Below are 22,711 nucleotides of genomic sequence, written 5' to 3' on the forward strand. Positions count from 1 at the left end.
TACTATGCCAAGATTAATTTACAAAGAACAAGATAAAAGGTAGATAGGAAGAGTTTAAAAAACTTAATAAAGTTATTGATAAGTATCTATGAACAAAAGTTACTCATCTTTGATGAATTGGTTTGGTATACATTTAAAGTTGGACACAGTGATTTAAAAAAGACGTTAGAACACAGATTAAAGTAAAATTAGGTAGACAAAAAATTCTTATCTTTACAGAGTAGAAAGTTCTAGTTTATTTGCAATGAATGCCAACATTTATTATATGAATATATTTCTTGAATAAATGTTACAATATTCAAGAACACAAAAAGCTTTATTAATATAAAATTAATATTAGCACGTTAGCACATCTTATCATAAATTGTGCTAGTTAGCATAAGTCAAAAAATTTAAAGGTACCCCAAAATATTAAGATTATATACCTACCACATATATTTACCAGAGCTCAGTCTCCTTGAGAGACTTTAGTTGTATATAAAACAAAATGTTTTGTATAATAAAGCCTATAATAGAATAACTTTATTTGAAAGCTCTTTGTACAAATTTATCATCTCTCTTTCTCACTTTGCAATCAAACAATTCTGCAACGCCACCTATTGATACACAACATATAAGGATTTGTATCACTACGCATGAAAGAACTAAGGACACAGCTCTTTATTTCCTGTATTAGCAGAGTTTTTAAGTCTTAAATGCTGCAGTTTAGCTGTTTTTAAATTTAATTAATTGGGGCTATGAATATTTAAAAAACTTACTAAGTAAAAAAATATCAGAGTAGTGGATTACTAATCCTCTATTTTAAAAACTTAATGTTGAGAATGTCTTAAACACCTCAGCTTATATTTAGGTAAAAATTTAGAAATTTTATAAAGACATAAAATACAAATAGTACAAAAAATTAAACAACAGTCACCAAATATAAGGCCTTCTTATCATTTTAACCTACTAAAATTAGAAAGTTATATAAAACAACTTCAATACTATGCTTGAAAAGCTATAAAGTATGTCAAGTAGCTTTTTGCATTCCTGTGAAATTATTCTTAAATAACCGATAACTCTATGCACAAAGCCTGCTCTTATTGTCCTATATCCTGTAATCATACACTCAGCTAATTTTGCAATGCCCTATTGCAATTTACTTAATTGACGTATAAGCTTTAAATAAAGCCTATGAAAAAAAATGAAAGCTTGTTATTCATTTGACGATATACTCCTTTTACCAGCTTATTCTAATATATTGCCTTGTGACGCAGATACAAAAACTTATTTAACAAATAGTATAGAACTCAACATCCCTCTGATATCTTCTGCAATGGATACTGTCACTGAATCAGATTTTGCAATAGCTATTGCACAACATGGTGGAATAGGTTGCATACATAAAAACTTATCAATAGATGAGCAAGCTTCAGAAGTAAGGAGAGTAAAAAAATACGAAAGTTGGATCGTATACAACCCAATCACAATTTCCCCGGACAAAACAGTTGCAGAAGCAATTTCATTGATGAAAGAGCATGATTATTCTTGTATTCCTGTAGTTGAGCAATGCAAGTTAGTCGGAATTTTAACTAACAAAGATATAAGATTTATTGAAAATCAGAACATGAGTACAAAAGTCTCTGAGGTAATGACAAAAGAGAAATTAGTTACAGTACGGGAGCAGGGGATAGACAGCACTTCAGCAATGAAACTCCTGCATGAAAACAGGATAGAGAAGCTTTTGGTCATAGATGAAAACTTCTGCTGCATAGGTCTGATCACAGCTAAAGACATTAAAGAATACAATAGATACCCCAATTCATGCAAAGATAGTAAAGGGCGGCTCAGAGTTGCCGCTGCAGTTGGCACTGGTAAAAAAGATGGTATAGAAAGATGTGAAGCTTTGATCAGAGAAGAGATTGACGTGATTATTGTAGATACTGCTCACGGTCATTCCGAAAATGTTATTAATACTATTAAAGAAATAAAAACAATGTATCCAAGTACGCAGCTAGTTGCTGGAAATATTACAACAAAAGAAGCTGCTGAAGCGTTGATTAACGCTGGTGCTGATGCAGTAAAGGTTGGGGTAGGGCCTGGATCAATTTGTACAACTAGAATAGTTACAGGTGTGGGTGTTCCACAATTTTCTGCAATCCAAAGCGTTGCAGAGACATGTAAAACAAGAAAAGTAAGGTTAATTGCTGATGGTGGAGTGAAATACTCAGGAGATATTGCAAAAGCTATTGCAGCTGGTGCTGATTCCGTGATGATAGGTGCAATTTTTGCTGGTACTAATGAAAGTCCAGGTGAGATTATCATGTATAAAGGTAGAGCATATAAAAGTTATCGAGGAATGGGGTCTATCAGTGCAATGAAACGAGGTTCTGCTAGCCGTTATTTTCAAGATAAAGATCCAAAACTCAAATTAGTTCCACAAGGAGTGGAAGGAAGAGTGCCATTCAAAGGTCCAGCTTCAGGAGTAATTCATCAATTAATTGGTGGGTTACAAGCTGCAATGGGGTATACCGGTAATAGAAATATAGAAGAGATGAAGAAAAATTGTAAGTTTACAGTTATGACTGCATCAGGATTAAGAGAAAGCCATGTTCATGACATAACTATCACACAGGAATCTCCAAATTATGTTTATCAAGTATCCAACAACTTGTCAAGTGATTCAGACATCTAATTGTTAATTGCCAGCTAATACAGTAAAAGTAAACAGGATAAAGCAGAAATTTTTGCACTAATACAAAAGTCCCTGCTGTAGTTAAAAATGCATTATTCCTTAATTTGTCAAGTTATAATGCACGTTTGTTGATCTATGTAATATATATTATACCTGTACTTGCCTGTACATCCTACTACATCTACCCCGCATCATTATCAATTACCCACCTTCACCATCTTCTGCTCTATCTTCATTATAAGACCAATTTCTACTATATAAAGAACGGATAGACAATAATGAACAAGATAAAGGTAGACAGGAAGAGTTTAAAAAATTTAATGAGGCTATATTGGTAAGTGTCTATGAATAAGAGTTACTTTTCTTTGATGAATTGAGGTTTGGTATACATTCAAAATTGGACACAGATGATTTAAAAAGGACTTAGAACACAGGTTAAAGTAAAATTAGGTAGACAAAAAAATTCTTATCTCTACAGTGCAGTAGATTCTAGCAGTGAAGAAAGTTCTAGTTTATTTGTAATGAATACCAAGATTTATTATATGAATATATTTCTTGAACAAATGTCACAATATTAAAGAACATGAGAAGCTTTATTAATATAAAATTAATATTAGCATGTTAGCCTGTCTTATCAGGAATTATACTAGCTAGTATAAGTCAAAAAATTTAAAGGTACCTAAAAATATTGAAATTATATATTCACCAGAACTCAGTCCTTTTGAGAGACTTTAGTTGTATATAAAATAAAATGTTTTGTGTAATAAAGTCTATAATAGAATTGCTTTACTTGAGAGTTCTTTGTACAAATTTATTATCTCTCTTCCTCATTTCGCAATCAAACAATTCTGCAACGTCACTTATTTGACCTACAAACAAAGAGAATTAATATAAGTTTTTGTGATTGCAAACATTAAAGACATCAGGTCAGAAACTACTCTTCTACTTCATTGAAAAGTGTTTTACACGAACTAGAATAGCTTTTGTAAAGTCAAGGTGATTTCAACTTCTTCAATTGCAGTTTCATCTATAAATTAGGACAGTTCTTTTAAAGATTCATCCTTTATGAAATATTTTGTCATAAAATAAACCCATTAAGTTTTAACAATAGGCGTTTATGCTAATGTACTAATATTAGCTTTATATTAATAAAAATATAAAATTACTTTCATGAGTAATTTTGTTACATAGCTAATTTGGAGCAAATAAAAAAGCGACCAGAATATACAATTATTACATATTTTATTATAAAACGAACATCCTAACTATACACATGTTATAAAATAGTAGTCAGCACAGCTAATTTACGTTTGACCCCACATTAACAATATTTTTATTATTATATGAGATAAGTAGACTAGTACTTATAAATTCATACCATGTTACACATAGTTCAGGAGAGTAAAATTTATTGGCTACGCACTGGAATAATATAAATGTGCAACCTAGATACTGCAACACTTAGACCTGTACTTGCTTATATATTATTAATTTGCGCCACAATCTTATTAAGAGTTTCTACTGTTCATGCTAACGAAAATTTGGAGATACAAAAAGCCTTTGATAGCGTCGCTAAGCATATAAAAGCCGACAAAAAATATAAAGACCTTGATGTTATTGAGAGAAAGAGTGACAAATTTAATATCAAAATTTCACAAAACCCAAGCAAAAGCTTTAGCATGCACTCTATCTTAGAAAAGGTAAAGGATTCCTTTAAGTCAGGAGATAGTAAAACAGCTATCTCTCTTCTTAATCAAGTTATTGCAAAATTTGCTCATCATAAAAATGCTTTAATTTGGCTAGGAAACATTTATTATGCTAACAAAGAATATAAAAGAGCTATAGAAATATGGATAAAACTTTTAAAAGAAAATCCTGATAATTCTTACATACTAGAAAACTTTCTAACAATAATTTCACAGTATAATCCTAATCTAGCATTAAATGAAATGTTAAAATTGTATGATATACAAAAAAAATTTACTCCTTTGTTAGCAAACTTAGGTCTAATCTATATGAAAAAGGAAAATTATATAAAAGCCAAAGAATATATGGTAACTGCAATTTCCTTTGATCAAAATAATATTTTTTATATCTATAATCTAGCTATCATTCTAGACAAACTATCAGATTTCAAAAATGCTGCAATAGCTTACTCAAAATTACTGAATATGGCTGTAAATTTGAAGAATGTGAGCAAGATAATCCCCATAGGCAAGGTAGAAACAAGACTAAAATTTATAAAACTTCACAACATGGACTAAACGATTTTATGAAAGCTTGTGATCTAATATTATTTCAGTTATCTGAACTAATTTACTGAGTATAAGATAGCTGCGTACTCAACTAGTCACAACACCACCTAATTTTAGGAAAAATCAACCACTCTAAGATAATATATTTCCAAGAATATAGAATAAAAGGCGAGGTATAATCAATGAATGAGTATCAAAAGCGACCTATTAATTCAAGCTACTAAATATAACAATAAAGAAATTGTAAAACTTACTCTAGTACTCTTCAGTACATTAGATAAACTCTTTTCATCTGTAATACTAATTCTCATTGTAGTAAGTCAAATAAGTGACGTTGCAGAATTATTTGATTGCTGAGTAAGAAAGAGAGATAATAAATTTGTACAAAGAGTTCTCAAGTAAAGCAATTCTATTATAGACTTTATTACACAAAACATTTTATTTTATATACAACTAAAGTCTCTCAAAAGGACTGAGCTCTGGTAAGTATATGTGGTGGATATATAATTTCAATATTTTTAGGTACCTTTAAATCTTTGAATCATGCTAACCAGCACAATTTATGATAAAATATGCTAATATTAATTTTATATTAATAAAGCTTCTCGTATTCTTAAATATTGTAACATTTGTTCAAGAAATATATTCATATAATAAATGTTGGCATTCATTGCAAATAAACTAGAACTTTCTCCGCTGCCAGAATTAGCTATACTGTAGAGATAAGAATTTTGTCTACCTAATTTCACTTTTAACCTGTGTTCTAACATCCCTTTTAAATCATCTGTGTCCAATTTTTGAATATATACCAAACCTCAATTCATTAAAGAAAAATAACTCTTGTTCATAGGCACTTACCAATAGCTTTGTTAAATTTTTAAACTCTTCCCGTCTACCTTTATCTTGCTCGTTGTAAATTGGTCTTGGCGTAGTATACAGAAACTTCATTTTTACATATTACAATGTGCTGTAGTCTTGCTGACATTCAAGCCAAATTTTTCTCTGGATTATTATTCTTATTTCTTAAATGGCAATATTAAGGTTTTCTTGTATTTATATTTCAACTTATTCAAATTGACTCTGATTCAATCTAGATTGGGCAGAGAGTAAATAACCTTTCTCCTTTTCTAAATTTTAGAGCTTTATTCATGTAGTCAATACTGTTCTCGAAGTACAACACGCTTTTGCTACGGCTCTGTTATATTGTACTTTTTTTGTTGCAATTACAGCATTTAATTTTTTTGTAATATATATGTCATTTCGCACTTTCTTTAACATTTCTTTTGCTGATTTCACGACTTTTTCATTCAATAATTTTAATTTCAATGCCATTTGAACCTCGCAATTTTACTTACTCCAGTAAGACTTCCTGTCTATTATTGTTCACACATTCCTTGTGCATTGGGAATTAGTATTAGCTGCACAGTCCCAGTGTTAAGCACTTGTATGACACCAAGTGTGATAGCCAACACTTTTTATGTAAGCCGTGTAGTCATGCAAGAAGTCTATCATTAAAAAATCAAAAGCCTAACGATTAGGCCTATAATTATAGACCACAGTAAAAAGTAAATTTTTCCATTTGATTTATTCTTAACTTGAATATTCTCTAGTTTCTGATTAGCTATTAGGTTTAATTTTTCTACAAGACTAAAAATCTCTTGAATTGTTCTTAAGGAACAAGAGTTTTTTATTTTCTCTTTATAGCTTATTTTACGTTTATGTTGATTTTCTGTCCATGCTTCAACCACCTTCCACATATTAATTTTGGGGTAGATTTTTCTACAAGTTCCCTCTAGCAAAATCATAGTTTTTTGTAGAAGTAATAATTGTGTTTGAACTTCCATATCAAAATCATCAGTTATTTTTAATAATTGAGCAAGTAAATTAGCAAAAGAAATTTTCTGTATAGGCTGTCCTATAATAGGTTCACCTATTGCTCTGCACGCCGTAATAAAACTTTTATGCTGCGGTGAAACATAGCCAGCTCTAAAGTGCACTTTTGCAACTCGATCATAATCTCGATTCAAAAAACCTTTCAGTATTTCTATTACATAGTAACATGTTTCTCGATCTATTCTACCCATAATCCCACAATCTAAAGCAATAATATTGTTGTTACTATCAATCATTAGATTGCCAGGATGCATATCCGCGTGAAAGAAACAATCTCTGTATACTTGGTTGCAAAACGACTCTATAAGATTAATAGCTATTTGCTTATGATTATTTAGTTTTTCAACCTCATATATTGGTGTAGCCTCTATCCACTCCAGTGTTAGAACCCTCTTTGAAGTTCTACTCCAATCTACTTTAGGAACATAAAAACCTCTGTCATTTTTTGTATTTTCTCTAAGCTCTGAAGAGTGAGCAGCTTCAAAACGTAGATCTAGCTCTAATCGGCAAATTTCAGCAAAAGTTTCAACTAACTTGATTGGTTTCAGCCTCCTTGATTGCTTGCTAAATTTTCCTGTAATTCCTGCAAGCCAAAAAAGCATTTTGATATCTTTTGAGAACGTTTTTTCAATATTTGGCCTTAAAACTTTTACAGCAACTTCTTTACCTTCTGTTGTAATTGCCTTATAAACCTGAGAAATTGACGCTGCTGCAATTGGCTTCTCAGAAAAACTTGAAAAAACATCACCCAACTTACAATTAAATTCGCTCTCTATAGTTTTAATTGCTATTTTGTGTGAAAAAGAAGGTAATCTATCACATATCAACAACAAGTTATTCGTTATATCCTCATTTAAAATATCAGTACGTGATGAGATAGACTGCCCAAATTTAATAAACACCGGACCTAATTTCTCAAGAGCGCATTTTAGTCTATAGCCCTGTATTTTATTTATTGACTTCCTTGACGGAGAAAGTAAATAAGGTGATATGTTATACTGAGTTAGTACTACAGTTATATACAAAAGGCGCAGAATATTTTGAATCATTTCGCTATGTAATTGCTAAATATCTCACTTAGAGTTTTGCCCTCCATAATTTTATCGGGCTTACCTTGGCAATAGATAGTACGATTTATACAAATAATATAATCTGAACATGGTACAATGGAACTTAAATCATGAGATGTCATAAGGATCGAAATTAATCTGTTTTTTGCTATTTTCCCTATAATATCATAAAACTTAGCACGCGCGTTAATGTCCATTGCACTAACAGGCTCATCTAGAATAATCAAGTCAGGCTCTGCAATTAAACAGTGTGCAAGCAGTAATAATTGCATCTGTCCTGCGGAAATTTCTAATACCTGATTTTTTAAAATATCACCAATACCAACCAAATCTATCACTTCCGTAATAAAAGATTGACTTTTCTTTATTTTTTTTGAAAAACTATTTAAAAGGAAATATTTAACTGTTATTGGCATTAAATGGCTAATGCTAAAATTTTGTGGCATATAGCTAATTTTTATATTAGCAGCAAATATAATATTACCTGTATAATTCTTATTTATGCCAGCAACTACCTTCATCAAAGAAGTTTTACCGCCACCATTTGGGCCAAGTATAGTAACTACATCTCCTTTTTCTATTGATATGTTAATATCATTGAGAACCTTTTTATTATCATATGCAAGAGCAAGATTTTCTATTTTTAGTACACTATTATTGACATCATTTAACTTTTTGACAAAATTTAAATTTTTCTCTACGCTTTCATGAGACATTTACTAGCTTTTTTTCTATTACTTTTATTTACACTATACTATAATATCGCTCTTTCATCCAATTTAAAAATTGTAGCCACAATAAAGCCTATACATTCACTTGTAGCCTCTGTCACAGATGGAATTTTAAAACCTAACTTGCTTACTTACATAACATCTGCACACGATCATATATTAAAGCCATCTGACGCGAGTAACTTAGAATCAAGCGATGTTATATTCTACATTGGTGGTAACTTAGAAACATTTATTAAAACTTTTACTAAGGGCAAAAAAGAACTTGTGCAGTTGTCAAAAACAATCAATTTACTTCCTGTCAGACCACACTCATTTTCTAAAAGAATCATCCATACTCAAAATGCAAAAGACCTACACATTTGGCTAAGTCCTGAAAATGCAAAGAGTATGATACTTTCTATAAGTGAAACACTATCCAACATAGATAAGGAGAACGCTTCCAGGTATAACTACAATGCATTAAAAGCTATACAAGAAATAAATCAAGTAGCAGAAAAAATTACGAGAGGACTGAATGATTTTAAAAGTCAAAAATACATAGTCACTCATGATGCTTATCAATATTTTGAAAAATATTTCGGCTTAAATCACCCAAGTGTTATTCTCTCTATAGAAGAGGACTCTTATATAGGCATGAAAAGCTTAATGAAGCTAAAAAAGGTTATGGAAAAAGAAAACATTAAATGTATATTTTCTCATTCACCAGAAGATAGTATAAAACCTAAAATCCTTTCCAAGGATGCAAAAATGGTAATCCTTGACCCTATTGGGTCAAATATAGAACCTGGAAAAGATGCATATCTTACTATAATCAACGAGATTACGCAAAATTTCAAATCCTGTTTTACTGAATATCATCAAAAATCATAGTAAAATTTAGCTATGTTAGTAAATCTGAAGCTATACTAATTCACACTCAGCAAAAAAGAAAGCTATTTCCTTATGAGCACTTTCTAAACTATCAGAACCGTGAACTCTATTTTCATTAATGTCACCAGCAAAGTCACCTCTGATTGTACTCTTATCTGCCTGCTTTGGATCTGTAGCTCCCATGATTTGTCTGTATCTACTAACTGCATTTTCACCAACTAAAACTTGAACTACTACAGGACCAGAAATCATAAATTCTATCAATCCTCCAAAAAAAGGTCTATCTTTATGAATCGCATAAAACAGTTCTGCTTGTTTTTTTGTTAATAATATCATCTTTTGTGCTATTATCCTTAATCCGGATTTTTCGATATAGGAATTTATATTACCTGTAATATTATTTTTTACCGTATCAGGTTTTAATATAGAAAGTGTCCTCTCAATTACCATACTGCCTTGCATAAAATTACATACTCATATATTTATCTTATTGTAAATTCCGGTTTCATAAAAGTAGTTTTTTCTTTATAGTTAAGAATAAATCATCAATGGAGTATTGTATGGGTTACTGTCGTAAAAAATTAGCAAACAACCTTAAGTCACCAATTTTTTGCGGGGTAAAAGGGTTTTTGACTTTTAGTTTGGCCTTTTTAAGTTATTTGGAATATAGCTCATGTCGCAATACAAAATTACAAAAAGATGCTACTTTTACAATGAAAAGAAATACTATTCCATTTTTTGAAATAATAATCATAGCACCACTCACCTGCTTTATATTATTAGCTATAGCAGGTAATATAAGCTTCACGCTATGCACATCTATATGTGCTGCATTGATGATTGCCACATGTTTTGTCATAAGAACTTTTAATCTGCGCGAGAAATTGCTAGAAAAGATCACTAACCATAGCAAAAAAGAAATAGATGAAGAATTTAAGAAGGATTCTATAAAATTTCCTATTTTTGATCAGAGTAGAAAACACATTGAGTATAATTCACCCAACCAAGAACAATTGTTAAATAAAACAGGCAGCACCTCTTTTTTTGTTACTTTTTTAATTTTTCCTTTAAAGCTTCTTCAAAGCTGTATAATGCTATCTTTAGCCGCTATTGAACTTCTTGAAACAGTGCCGAGTCTTTGTGTTGATTTAGTTTTCAATAGAAATTCTTTTGCATCTATAAAAAGCAACTTACAAAGATCTGGTCATTTATTATATGCTAGTGTAAGAAATTTAGTGCCCATATCTATACTTGATGAGTGTGTAGCTGATTTTATAGGCGTACCAAAGGCAATTTGTTGCAGTAGTGCGTAGGTGAAAAAGGCAGTTGTCTTACTTAACCTTGGCGGACCTGACTCACCAAATGCAGTCCGTCCTTTTTTATTTAATCTTTTTTATGATAAGAGAATAATTAATTTGCCAAATCCTTTTCGGTTCCTTTTAGCAAAATTTATATCCGCAAAACGAGAAAATACTGCACGAAGAATATATGAACAAATTGGAGGTAAATCGCCAATTTTAGAAAACACAAAAATGCAAGCTGAAGCACTTGAGCGAGAGCTTAATAGATCTGTTATTTATCATCCAAGCAGCGTAACACTTAGGTCTAGAAAAGAAAATTGGATTCCAGCATCATGCACAGGAATGACATCAAAACTGACCAAAGTTTTTATCTGCATGCGCTACTGGCATCCACTTGCTGATGAAGCTGTTAAAAGTGTAAAGCAGTTCGGTCCTGATGAAGTAATTCTGCTACCGCTATATCCACAATATTCAACTACTACAACTTTGTCATCTATCGAAAATTGGCAAAAAAATGCTAAACAATATGGCATAAAATGCAATACAAAAATAATCCGCCACCATTATGATAACCAAGATTTTATTGAGGCCCACGCTAACTTAACAATTAAACACTATAAATTAGCTAGCGAAGTTGGCAAACCAAGAATCTTATTTTCAGCACATAGCCTACCTCTCAGTATTATTAAAAAAGGCGATCCTTATGCCTTACAGGTAGAAGAAACAGTAAAATTGATAGTAAAAAAATTAAACATTAAAGACCTTGACTGGTCAATATGCTATCAGAGCAAGATAGGCCCCATAAAATGGTTAGAACCAAGCACTGAAAGCGAATTATTACGCGCAAAAGCTGATGGTGTACCTGTAGTTTTATCACCAATATCTTTTGTATCTGAGCATTCAGAAACGCTCGTTGAACTTGACATGGAATATAAGACTATTATCAAGGATGGATACTACTTTCGCATACCAACCCTTAGTACTAATTCCTTATTTATTAAGTGTTTAGCTGGTTTATGTATAAATCACCCTTAAAGTCCTGACTTATAGCGCTTTTCTTTTAGGATTTCATATGATAGAATGATAAAAAATATTATTTTATCAGCTATTTATGCCGAACAAGATAATAAGAGAATCAAATATGCCCGTACAAACAATACATAGGCTGCATAGTCATTGCATCAGGAAGATAATTTATATTACAACAGCTTTAACAATGTTGCTGTGTAAGATTTCGCTACAATTTTGCTGTGAGTTTATTAACAATAATAGATCAAATATCACCTTTATAAGGGATGTTGCAAAGCTAATAAAATTGCCAGCATCCATATTATATACTCTCCATTTAGGACTCAATTTAGCTGGATACAAATCTAAAAGTAAATTAGTTCATAAAGATAAACCCAAAGAACTAGCAGAGTTTATAGGTGAATTAGCCCCATTGATAAGCAGCATCATAGGAGTGTTAATACAGACGAAAATCATTCATTTATTTGCTGCAGGTGCAGTTAGTCATGTGGGACTTGCATCAACAATGCTATTTCTATTCATTTCAGAACCTATAAGTTACTATTATACATACAGACAATATCAAGAAGCATATAAAAAATACCAAGACGCAAGCAAAGGATGTCAAGGTAAAAAGGATATTGATGAACTTATAAAATATAAAGCTGAGCTTACTAAATGCAATAAGGACTTCATTACTAGTACATTAACTTTATCATTAGGTTTATTAAATTTCATATTAAAAAGGGTAGAAATTGCAACCATACCGATAAATTTGGGTAACGATATAATCTATAATTTCAATTGGAGCGTAACAGTCAGCATAATATATAGTACAGTATTTCTAGCAATCCAGCTTAATAAACTGTTTAATCAGCCTATCAACGATAATCCTTCTACTAAACTTAGTGGTACTATTAATCATAATCATAACCTATACAATGGCTGCACTATGTGGGGGTAGGAATTAGATATGAAAAGACCTCATTTCCACTGCTAATGCTAGCACTGCTAATTTGCTAACTATACCCCAAAGTGACAGGGTTTTATTTTCTATAACTTGGCCAACATCATAAAACCTACAGTCAGTAGAATTTAAGCTAGAATATATATCTTTTCTACTATTGCACCGATATAAATAGCAAGTTGGAGTATTTCCTATATAGTATATAATTGGCTCTGCAGGACTATGTTCAAATATATCAATAGTTGGTACACCTTCTTGTATAATAACGCTATCAATTTCTATGCCTTCTTTTACCTTTTTCATTTTATGACGCCTTTTTTTATTGAGGGTTAATATCTCTTCTCCGCTTGTTGCTGTTATAATGCCCCTTCCATATGTTCCATTGCTTGCTTTGATAAAAGCATAAGGTTTAGTCTTTATCTCATATTCCTCATATTTTCTTTGCACTAGAGACAATACTTGATCAACTTTAGTCGCTACTTTTTCCAGCGATGAATCATCATTAAAATCAACTTCATCACAGTTCTCTGTAAATACAGAAATAAGCCACGAACCTATTTTAAATTCGTCACAGAACTCGGACACTAATTTTTTATAAATTTCAAAATATTTAAACTTCCTCCTGCTGTGCCAGCCATATAATGGGCTTGGTATTATCTCTTGTTTTACATTCTCTAACGTACCAGGAATATGACTTGTCATATCCCGATTTAATATAATAACATCTGGCACAAATCCTGAAGTTGTCTTGAGCAGTGAATCTTCTCTCACAATCGTCTCATATGGCTCTATTAAATTGTGTGCTTCATTATAAAAGAGACCAACTCTCGTTTCAAAACCTGCTTGTTGTAGTATCAACTCTATAGCAAACACGTTTTCTATATACATTTTATTTCGCGTGTAATTTTCAGGTATTATAATAACTTTTTTATATTGTCTCTTTTTAAAGTAGCTCTTCATTAGCTTTGCTGCTATTGCTTTTGACATTTCACTTAGATTGTTGAACCCTGCGGGAAACAAATTAGCGTCTATTGGGGCAATTTTGTAGCCAGAGTTTCTAAGATCTATAGAGCTATAAAATGGCAATATAAGGCTATCAAACTGCGCCTCAAACCAATTATTTATATTTTTTTCTAAATTTGAGTGAATTATATTTTGCATCTGCACTTTAAATATTATAAGGAAGGTACTATATTATAAGCTATAGCTAAACATATTTAATTAACGATTACGGTATAATGAAATTGCTATTTTAAAGTGACATGAAAATGATTCAACATGACAGAGATAAAATGTATGGAACTACCATACTATCAATTAGAAGAGAAAAAAGCGTAATAGTAATAGGTGATGGTCAGGTTTCACTGGGACATACCGTTATAAAATCCGGGGCAAAAAAAGTCAGGCGTCTTTCTGGTGATTCTGTTATTGCAGGTTTTGCTGGAGCAACAGCTGACGCATTTACTCTTTTTGAGAGATTAGAATCTAAACTTGATAAACATCCAGGACAATTAATGAGAGCATGTGTTGAGCTTGCAAAAGATTGGAGAATGGATAAATATTTAAGAAAATTGGAAGCTATGATGATAGTTGCAGATAAATCTATTTCACTAGTAATCACAGGAACAGGTGATGTTCTTGAACCTGAAGATGGAATTGCAGCAATTGGTTCTGGGGGAAATTTTGCACTATCTGCAGCAAAAGCTTTGATTGATATTAAAGGAATATCAATAGAGGAAATTGCAAAAAAAGCTATGAAAATAGCAGCTAACATATGTATTTACACAAATCATAATATAGTTATTGAAAAGATAGAGGGATAATATGTCTTTTGATGAACGAAAAATTTTACGCACTAATTTCTCTAATCAATCTATGACTCTCTTAGAAGGACAATCTTGTAACAGTGATACTTACAATAAAAAAAGTGACCTACATAAAGATACCAGAAGTAACTGTGATTCGAATAATAGCAGCGTTCAAGTTAATAATAACACACAAATTTTATTAGATGATCTGCCACCACAGAAAATAGTTAAAGAGCTAGATAGGTTTATAATTGGGCAAGATGATGCAAAGCGTGCTGTTGCAATTGCACTCAGAAATCGTTGGCGTCGCAACAAAGTCCCCTCTCCTTTGCGTGACGAAATTATACCTAAAAACATACTGATGATTGGTCACACAGGTGTTGGTAAAACTGAAATAGCCCGCCGCTTAGCAAAGCTTGCAGGTGCACCGTTCATAAAAGTTGAGGCAACTAAATTTACTGAGATAGGATATGTTGGACGTGATGTTGATTCAATAACACGTGATTTAGTTGATGCAGCAATAGTTTTAGTTAAGGAAAAAGCTCGCAAAGCTCTTGCTAAGAAAGCTTTAAATTTAGCTGAGAAGATAATAGTCAATTCTATGGTTGGCGAAAATGCAACCGAAGAAAGTAAAAGAACTTACAGAGAAAGGTTAAGAAACAAAGAATTTGAAGATGGAGAAGTTTCCATTAACGTTAGAGAGAGCAAGAGCATGTTACCTACTTTTGATATACCAGGGATGCCAGGCAGGCAAGTTGGCGTAGTAAATGTAACAGAGCTCATGGATAAAATGTTCAACGGAGGCAAAAAGACAAAAACCATTACCGTTAAGGTAAAAGAAGCGCGTGAAATATTGATTAATGAAGAAAGCGAAAGGTTAATGGATGAAGATAAGATAATCAAAGAAGCAATTGATCTTGCCAGCAATGAAGGCATAGTATTCTTGGATGAAATAGATAAAATTGCTGCACGCACAGAAGTAAAAGGTGAAGTAAATAGAGAAGGAGTACAACGTGATTTATTACCTTTGCTTGAAGGAACAACTGTTTCAACCAAATATGGCCACGTAAAAACAGACTATATATTATTTATTGCATCAGGTGCATTTCATCTATCTAAGCCATCTGATCTTTTACCAGAATTGCAAGGTAGGCTACCAATTAGAGTGGAACTTAAAGCACTTACTCAGGAGGATTTAATAAAAATATTAAAAGAACCTGAATCAAGTTTGTTAAAGCAGTACATAGCTTTAATGAAAACAGAAAATGTGATACTTGAGTTCACCGATGATGGAATTGAAACCATAGCTGAAATAGCATCTACAGTTAATAGGGAAGTGGAAAACATAGGTGCAAGGAGGCTTCATACTATCATGGAGAAGCTTTTGGATGAAATAAGTTTTATCGCTTCTGAAAAAAATGGTGAAAAATTTATTATAGATAGAAAATATGTAAAAGATAAACTTGAATCAATTTCAAAACAGCTAGATTTATCTAAGTTTATACTTTAATAAAATATACTGATGCGTTAGTGCTTTAATATACTATTTTAACATAGATATGTAATAGAGCAGAAAGATGTTAGCACAAAGTATTCAAGGTATGTTAGACGAAAGTGATAAATTTTTTATGCAAAAAAGCCTTCTAAAGAAGGCATTAAATTAAAAGATAGTATTATTAATAACATATTAATTTATCAAAGTTACGGAATACTAATAGTAGTTCTCATGCAAAAGCAATGCTACAAGATAGAGGCACAGCTATAAAAATAAGCGAATTTTTAAATAGCAAATTTTACAAAAATCATAAAATCGTTGATTTTGCAATATTAAATAATGATGACAGAAAAATTATAAGTAATTATGTTGTTGAGAGTGATGACGGTAAAAAAGTCAGATGTTATGACTTAGCTAATTCTTCTCTATATGAATGTGAATTACAATTTATAATTGGTACATAATGGAAAAGAATGTGCAACATTACATCGAGCTCTGATAGCAATGGCAATATTAAAATAATAGGATAGCAAACTAAGTTATCAAGATTTAAAGGAAACATAGACGTTAAAATCAAATTTGACGATAAGGAACCAAGTCTTATTGACGCTATAAAAGAACTAGAAATAGAAGAATTTCACCATATTAAGATCTAACACCAATTCTCATTATTAGCTAGTCAAATGAGCGAAGTTACAGAATTGTTTAACTGCGGAGTGAGAAAAAAGAAAGGTAATAAATTTGCCAAGGCGCTCTTAAGCGAAGCTTTGTATTATAGATTTTATTATGTAAAATGTTCTGTTTTATATACAATCAAAATTCTTCAACAGGATTGAGCTTAGGTGAGTATGGTGACAGGTATATAGTCTCGATATTTTTAGGTACCTTTAAATTTTTCTACTTATTCTAACTAGCATGATCCTTGACAAGAAAGGTTTATCGTGTTCTTAAATATTATAAGATTTGTTTAAGAAATATATTCATACAATTAGTGTTGACATTCAGTATGAATAAGCTAGAACTCTTCCCATTTCTAGATCAACTGCACTGTAGAGATAAAAATTTTATCTATCTAACTTTACTTTAACCTTACGTTCTAACACCCTTTTCAAATCACCAGTGTTTAACTTTCGAATGTGTACCAATAAATCGTGATTCATTAAAGAAAGACAACTCTTGTCCAGGATATTTGATAATCTCATTAAGTTTTTTAACTATTCCTGTCCACTTTATCCTGTTTATTATGGATTGGTCTTGACGTAAGATATAAAATTTCATTTTATGCATATAATGATGTATAGACTTGCTGACATTTAAGTTAAATTTTTCCTAAATTCTTATTCTCATTTCTTTAATGGTGATATTAGTTTTTTGTATTCATATTTCAACTTGTTTAAATTGACTCTGATTCAATCTAATTATTTTCCGATGTTGAGGAGAAGCAAATAAATTTCTTTTCTTTCAAATTTTAGTACTTTATCTGTGTAGTTAGTACTGTTCGCAAAATGAGACATATTTTTACTACAGCTGTTATAGTGTATTTTTCTGCAATTACAGCATTTAGTTTTTTTGCAACATATACATTATCTCGCATTTTCTTCAGCATTTCTTGTGCTGATTTCATGACTTTTTCATTTAATAATTTTGATTTCAATATCATTTAAACCTCGTTATTTACTTGCTTCAGTTTGGCAAGAATTAGCATAAGATTTTCCCTGAAGAGATCTACATACAAAAGGCCTTTGAACCTAAAAAATTACCAAGATCTCACATATATAATGCCCATACTGTTAAAAATGCTTTTGTACTATTTTATCTATTTCTTCTAAATATTTATCACTAGAGTTACTTGTATTACAAGACCTATTTATAAAATATAAAATTCTTAAATATTTTATTAATCTCAGCTCTGTACCTAGCTTAGTTACCTACTTAACTGAGACTTTAGCTCCCTTTCTTCAATTCTATGTTTTTTAACATTATAAATATGAATAACTTACTATACTGCTCAAGCTTATCAAGTTTCTTTTGCAGATCATTTTGTCTATTTTGTAGAATTTTAATCTGATCATCAAGACCAATAATTTGTCCAACTCCTTTTTTAAATTTGTTCAGATTCGCTCTTTGATCTGCAGAAATTCTCCCTCGAATGCAGCAGAGTTATTTTTCTCTTTAGAAAGAGTTAGAATTTCAACTTTTTCTTCGTACTCTTTGGCTAATACCAATTCTTACCACACAAGGAACGGATAGACAATAACAGAAAAGAGGCTTTGCTGAAATAAGTAAAATAGCAAGGTTTAAATGGTATTGAAATCAAAATTATTAAATGAAAAAGTCATGAAATCAGCACAAGAAATACTGAAGAAAACGCGAGATAATGTATATGTTGCAAAAAAACTAAATGCTGTAATTGCAGAAAAATACACTATAACAGCTGTAGTAAAAATATGTCTCATTTTGCGAACAGTACTAACTACACAGATAAAGTACTAAAATTTGAAAGAAAAGAAATTTATTTGCTTCTCCTCAACATCGGAAAATAATTAGATTGAATCAGAGTCAATTTAAACAAGTTGAAATATGAATACAAAAAACTAATATCACCATTAAAGAAATGAGAATAAGAATTTAGGAAAAATTTAACTTAAATGTCAGCAAGTCTATACATCATTATATGCATAAAATGAAATTTTATATCTTACGTCAAGACCAATCCATAATAAACAGGATAAAGTAGACAGGAATAGTTAAAAAACTTAATGAGATTATCAAATATCCTGGACAAGAATTGTCTTTCTTTAATGAATCACGATTTATTGGTACACATTCGAAAGTTAAACACTGGTGATTTGAAAAGGGTGTTAGAACGTAAGGTTAAAGTAAAGTTAGATAGATAAAATTTTTATCTCTACAGTGCAGTTGATCTAGAAATGGGAAGAGTTCTAGCTTATTCATACTGAATGTCAACACTAATTGTATGAATATATTTCTTAAACAAATCTTATAATATTTAAGAACACGATAAACCTTTCTTGTCAAGGATCATGCTAATTAGAATAAGTAGAAAAATTTAAAGGTACCTAAAAATATCGAGACTATATACCTGTCACCATACTCACCTAAGCTCAATCCTGTTGAAGAATTTTGATTGTATATAAAACAGAACATTTTACATAATAAAATCTATAATACAAAGCTTCGCTTAAGAGCGCCTTGGCAAATTTATTACCTTTCTTTTTTCTCACTCCGCAGTTAAACAATTCTGTAACTTCGCTCATTTGACTAGCTACTACTAAAATTAGTATAAGCACTTTCCTAGCACCTCTTTTTGAAGCCGCTAGCTTTAAGCTAGATGATATTTCACTTTCACTTAATATCTAACTTATATTAAACACTTCGCTGTTATTTGTTACTAAAGCAGTTGATGTTGTTTAACCAAATAATATTCCACTACCACTTAACATTGAGCTTGCACTAAATATTTCGTTATCATTTATTGTGCGTGCTTGTCATTTGATGACACCTCACTATCCTTGACGTACATCAAATACTTTACTGTTACTTATTAAGCTTGGATTGAAAGTTAAGAAAGCGTGAGCTTTACTCTTTTTAAGAGGCTCGATTATTCTTAATCTTTGGCCTAACTTTTATTGGTACTACTTCACATTTTATTGAAGCAGAATCAAAAATAACCAGCCTACCAATAGGCTTTACAATTCTGCTAGCTGATTTATACTTCTTTGGACTTTCTTTTTACTCATCTTGAGTTGAGTTTTCAATTTTTTAATACAACTCAACTTTAAATGTTAATTATTAACTATGTGCAAATACTATTTTGGTACAAAAGTTTCTAAGCTATTTGTAAAGCAAGGAAACAAAGACTTAACTTCTGCAGCTAAATAATGGACTATCAAGGGCACACATAAATATCTCTACAATGCAAAAAAAAACTTTCACAATTATCGATGGTTACAGCTTTCTTTTTAGAGCTTATTACGTTTTGCATCATTTAACTACCACAACCGGTATGCCAATAGGTGCTGTATACGGATTTCTGAATATGGTTCTAAAGTATATCATACATTCAGATTACTTAACCATAGTACTTGACTCCGGTAAAAAAAATTTCAGACATGATTTATACCCTGAGTATAAAGCAAACAGAGTCATTCCTCCTGAAGATTTAATTCCACAATTTACAATACTGAGGGAAGCAATAGAAGCTTTTAACCTCAGTTACGAAGAGATCGAAGGCTATGAAGCAGATGATATAATTGCAACACTAGCTACAAAATATGCCAACCACCAAGATTTTAAAATAGTAATAATTTCATCAGATAAAGATTTGCTTCAGCTCTTGAACTACAACGTTTTAATATTTGATCCTATCAAAAATATATACATAGATGAAAAACAAATAATGGAAAAATTTGGTGTAAACTTAAACAAGCTTCTTGATTTATTTTCTCTTACTGGAGATGCATCCGATAACATTCCTGGTGTTCCAGGAATAGGCCCAAAGACCGCAGCTAAATTGCTAGATGAATTTGATTCATTAAACAATATTATAAAAAACATCAATAACATCAAGCAAACAAGAATACGTAATATCCTCAATGAGCATAAAGAAAAAGCGTTAATTTCAAGAGAACTTTTATCACTATGTAAAAAAGTTAATCTCCAACATGACGCAGTAAAATATAAGATTCTCTCTCCAAATATGGATAAATTATTATCTTTTTTAAAGAAGTATGAATTAAATTCCTTGATAAATAAAGTAGAAAAGCTTTTTTCTTATAATGAACCTAATATAAAAGAGAAAACAGAATATAGCAATGAAGCACTAGAAAAATTTTTGGAACACTGCAGATACAAAGACAAAATTGCAATTTATTGCCATTTTGAAAAAAAAATACTTAGTAAAATCTCCCTATCTTGTAATGAAGATAATATTTTCTACATAGACCAAAACTATTTACAAGATGGACTTATTACAATCAATTCAATTCTATTTTCAAAGGGGATACTTAAAATAATACATGATATCAGAGAAATCAGAAAAATCATTCCTACAATAGAAAAAGTACTTAGCTCAGTTGACGATTTGATGATAATGTCACACAGCCTAGACACAGGAAAACATGATCATAGCATTCCAAACATAATCGCACATAATTTGAGTAAAAATATAGAGACCTTTTCAGCAAAAACTTTAATAGAAATTCATAAAAAACTGAAACAAAGGTTATTTCAGGAAAAGCTTTTTACAATTTACGAGCGCTTCGATAAGCCGCTTACAAAAGTAATACTTAACATGGAAAAAAATGGAATATTACTAAATATTCAAAAACTACAAAAATTGTCTGATAAATTCCAACAGCTAATCGCTATACTTGAAAATGACATATATGATTTGGCAGGAGAAAAGTTTAACATTGCCTCACAAAAACAATTAAGTGATGTTCTCTTTAATAAGATGGAGCTTAATAAGAAAAAAAAGTTGAAATCTGGGTCATATAGCACAAACTCCTCAGTACTAGAGGAACTTAAAATAGAAGGAGTTAAAATTGCAAGCAAAATTTTAGATTGGCGACATTTAAGTAAATTAAAAGACACCTACACTGACGCACTAATAAAGCAAGTTGACCCGCTTAATGGCAGAATACACACAAATTTCTCAACAACTATAACTGCAACTGGAAAGCTCAATTCAAGCAACCCTAATTTGCAGAATATTCCTATCAGGAGCGAAGAAGGAAATCTTATTAGACAGGCATTTATTGCGCCAAAGGGATACAAGATAATCTCTTCTGATTACTCACAGATAGAACTAAGGCTTCTAGCACACATCGCAAATGTTGCTTCGTTTAAAGAAGCTTTTGCAAATGGAAAGGATATTCATAACATTACTGCAGAACAAGTCCTTGGAGTGCAAAAGGGCATAGAAGTTAATGAACAATTAAGGCGCAAAGCAAAATCTATTAATTTTGAAATTATATATGGAATAAGCCCTTTTGGCCTTGCAAAACGTCTTGGAATTTCCATTGAGAAAGCTAATGAGTACATTAATTACTACTTCTCCTGTTACCCAGAAATAAAGATCTATATGGAAAAAGCAGTGTCTATCGCGAGACAGGATGGTTATATAGAAACTTTGTTTGGCAGAAGATGCTTTGTAAAAGACATAAACAACACAATTCCTTATCTAAGACAATTTGCGGAAAGAGCGGCAATAAATGCACCACTGCAAGGAACTGCCGCTGATATAATAAAACGTGCAATGATTCAGCTTTTTGATCAATTAAAAACAGGCAAAATAATCCTCCAAGTTCATAATGAGCTATTAGTTGAAGTAGAGGATAAAAAAGTACAAGAAACAGCAAAACTTATGAAAGATGTAATGGAAAATGTAGTGAAAATTTCTATACCACTTAAGGTAGAGGTAAAAATCAGTGATAACTGGGGAGCAATCAGACAAACATTGTGATTCAAGAGACCGGTAGATGTTATTTAAGCAGCTCATAGAAATGCAAAAAAATGCTTGGACATACCTCGGTCAGCTCTTTTATCATGGAATTATTTTATATACCTTCGAATGCGATTAAAATAAGATCTTGTGTTTAGCGTACTGTTTGT

14 protein-coding genes and 3 pseudogenes are annotated in these 22,711 nt (G+C 31.2%); 11 read left to right on the forward strand and 6 right to left on the reverse strand.

All coding sequences use genetic code 11. From position 1 onward, the window contains the following. Positions 1-1,183: 1,183 nt before the first annotated feature. Entirely contained in the window at positions 1,184-2,674 is a 1,491-nt protein-coding gene (guaB, locus tag GOY07_RS03650) for an IMP dehydrogenase (RefSeq protein ID WP_175838321.1), read from the forward strand. A gap of 1,436 nt (positions 2,675-4,110) precedes the next feature. Beyond that, positions 4,111-4,938, forward strand: coding sequence for a tetratricopeptide repeat protein (locus GOY07_RS03655; protein ID WP_175838323.1), 828 nt, complete (start codon positions 4,111-4,113; stop codon positions 4,936-4,938). A gap of 333 nt (positions 4,939-5,271) precedes the next feature. Here GOY07_RS03655 and GOY07_RS03660 read toward each other — a convergent pair. From GOY07_RS03660 to GOY07_RS03670, 3 genes and pseudogenes are all read right to left on the reverse strand, one after another. Continuing rightward, a pseudogene (locus GOY07_RS03660) lies at positions 5,272-6,261 on the reverse strand (transposase). Between the two features lie 179 nt (positions 6,262-6,440). Beyond that, positions 6,441-7,871, reverse strand: a complete 1,431-nt coding sequence (ubiB, locus tag GOY07_RS03665; RefSeq protein ID WP_175838325.1) for a 2-polyprenylphenol 6-hydroxylase — start codon at positions 7,869-7,871, stop codon at positions 6,441-6,443. Continuing rightward, positions 7,868-8,608 carry a metal ABC transporter ATP-binding protein gene (locus GOY07_RS03670; RefSeq protein WP_175838327.1) on the reverse strand — a complete coding sequence of 247 codons (741 nt, stop codon included), beginning with the start codon at positions 8,606-8,608 and terminating at the stop codon, positions 7,868-7,870. The genes ubiB and GOY07_RS03670 overlap by 4 nt, the downstream gene beginning before the upstream one ends. Between GOY07_RS03670 and GOY07_RS03675 the strand changes: the two genes are divergently transcribed. After that, complete coding sequence (locus GOY07_RS03675; protein ID WP_175838328.1) at positions 8,600-9,496, forward strand: zinc ABC transporter substrate-binding protein; 897 nt, start codon at positions 8,600-8,602, stop codon at positions 9,494-9,496. The genes GOY07_RS03670 and GOY07_RS03675 overlap by 9 nt on opposite strands. Positions 9,497-9,526: 30 nt before the next feature. On the opposite strand, the gene ndk is transcribed toward GOY07_RS03675, so the two are convergent. Continuing rightward, complete coding sequence (ndk, locus tag GOY07_RS03680; RefSeq protein WP_175838330.1) at positions 9,527-9,946, reverse strand: nucleoside-diphosphate kinase; 420 nt, start codon at positions 9,944-9,946, stop codon at positions 9,527-9,529. Between the two features lie 110 nt (positions 9,947-10,056). On the opposite strand from ndk, the gene GOY07_RS03685 reads away from it, so the two are divergent. The 3 genes from GOY07_RS03685 (at position 10,057) to GOY07_RS03695 (ending at position 12,769) form a co-directional block, all read left to right on the forward strand. Beyond that, positions 10,057-10,809: a hypothetical protein gene (locus GOY07_RS03685; RefSeq protein WP_175838332.1), complete on the forward strand. Its 753-nt coding sequence runs from the start codon at positions 10,057-10,059 to the stop codon at positions 10,807-10,809. Beyond that, positions 10,810-11,832, forward strand: coding sequence for a ferrochelatase (gene hemH / locus GOY07_RS03690; RefSeq protein WP_175838333.1), 1,023 nt, complete (start codon positions 10,810-10,812; stop codon positions 11,830-11,832). A gap of 76 nt (positions 11,833-11,908) precedes the next feature. Further along, on the forward strand, positions 11,909-12,769 hold the full coding sequence (locus GOY07_RS03695) for a hypothetical protein (RefSeq protein ID WP_175838335.1): 861 nt from the start codon (positions 11,909-11,911) through the stop codon (positions 12,767-12,769). Positions 12,770-12,772: 3 nt separating this feature from the next. Here GOY07_RS03695 and gshA read toward each other — a convergent pair whose 3' ends face one another. Continuing rightward, entirely contained in the window at positions 12,773-13,933 is a 1,161-nt protein-coding gene (gene gshA / locus GOY07_RS03700; RefSeq protein WP_175838337.1) for a glutamate--cysteine ligase, read from the reverse strand. A gap of 107 nt (positions 13,934-14,040) precedes the next feature. Here gshA and hslV point away from each other — a divergent pair, with 107 nt between their 5' ends. From hslV to GOY07_RS03715, 3 genes are all read left to right on the forward strand, one after another. Then, a complete protein-coding gene (gene hslV / locus GOY07_RS03705; RefSeq protein ID WP_175838339.1) occupies positions 14,041-14,595 on the forward strand; it encodes an ATP-dependent protease subunit HslV in 555 nt (184 codons plus the stop codon). 52 nt (positions 14,596-14,647) lie between these two features. Continuing rightward, positions 14,648-16,090 carry an ATP-dependent protease ATPase subunit HslU gene (gene hslU / locus GOY07_RS03710; RefSeq protein ID WP_369800441.1) on the forward strand — a complete coding sequence of 481 codons (1,443 nt, stop codon included), beginning with the start codon at positions 14,648-14,650 and terminating at the stop codon, positions 16,088-16,090. Between the two features lie 227 nt (positions 16,091-16,317). Then, positions 16,318-16,539 carry a hypothetical protein gene (locus tag GOY07_RS03715; protein ID WP_175838341.1) on the forward strand — a complete coding sequence of 74 codons (222 nt, stop codon included), beginning with the start codon at positions 16,318-16,320 and terminating at the stop codon, positions 16,537-16,539. Between the two features lie 207 nt (positions 16,540-16,746). On the opposite strand, the pseudogene GOY07_RS03720 reads toward GOY07_RS03715, so the two are convergent. After that, positions 16,747-17,735: pseudogene (locus GOY07_RS03720) on the reverse strand (IS630 family transposase). Positions 17,736-18,376: 641 nt separating this feature from the next. Between GOY07_RS03720 and GOY07_RS03725 the strand changes: the two are divergent. Together GOY07_RS03725 and polA are read left to right on the forward strand one after the other, a co-directional pair. Continuing rightward, positions 18,377-19,371, forward strand: a pseudogene (locus GOY07_RS03725) (IS630 family transposase). 641 nt (positions 19,372-20,012) lie between these two features. Continuing rightward, complete coding sequence (gene polA, locus GOY07_RS03730; RefSeq protein WP_175838343.1) at positions 20,013-22,562, forward strand: DNA polymerase I; 2,550 nt, start codon at positions 20,013-20,015, stop codon at positions 22,560-22,562. The last annotated feature ends 149 nt before the right edge of the window (positions 22,563-22,711 follow it).

It is taken from the genome of Wolbachia endosymbiont of Litomosoides sigmodontis, from assembly GCF_013365435.1.
In the GTDB taxonomy this organism is placed as follows: Bacteria; Pseudomonadota; Alphaproteobacteria; order Rickettsiales; family Anaplasmataceae; genus Wolbachia.